This window comes from Streptomyces sp. DH12 (genome assembly GCF_020873895.1).
Taxonomy (GTDB): domain Bacteria; phylum Actinomycetota; class Actinomycetes; order Streptomycetales; family Streptomycetaceae; genus Streptomyces.
On record NZ_JAHWGT010001669.1, the window covers coordinates 1 to 389 of the forward strand.

At 70.7% G+C, this 389-nt stretch carries 1 pseudogene; it reads right to left on the reverse strand.

What is annotated here, in order from left to right:
- A pseudogene (locus LPA54_RS41650) lies at positions 1-389 on the reverse strand (ricin-type beta-trefoil lectin domain protein); the annotation flags it as partial.

Below are 389 nucleotides of genomic sequence, written 5' to 3' on the forward strand. Positions count from 1 at the left end.
CGCGTGGCGTCGAAGCCGCCGGAGACGTAGCCGCTGACCGTCATGAACCAGGGCGGGGAGTTGCTGAAGGTCTCCCAGTGGGTGATGTCCTTCTTGATCCGGTCGACCCACCAGCGCTGGGTGGAGTCGGCCCCGTCGTTCCAGTCGGCCGGATCGTCCGGGTCCCACCAGCCGGTGTCCTCGCGGGTGGTGCCGGCGGGCGCCTTCCACCAGCCTTCGACGGCCCCGCCGGGCCGCAGGTAGTCCTGGACGTCGGGGGCGTTGCCGCCGCCGATGTTGTAGCGGGCGATGTTCAGGGCCAGTCCGTCGGCACCGAAGACGAGCCGCGCCAGCTTCTCGCGGATCTGCGGCGGGTAGTCGCCGGTGGCGTTGGCGAACCAGACGAGGCT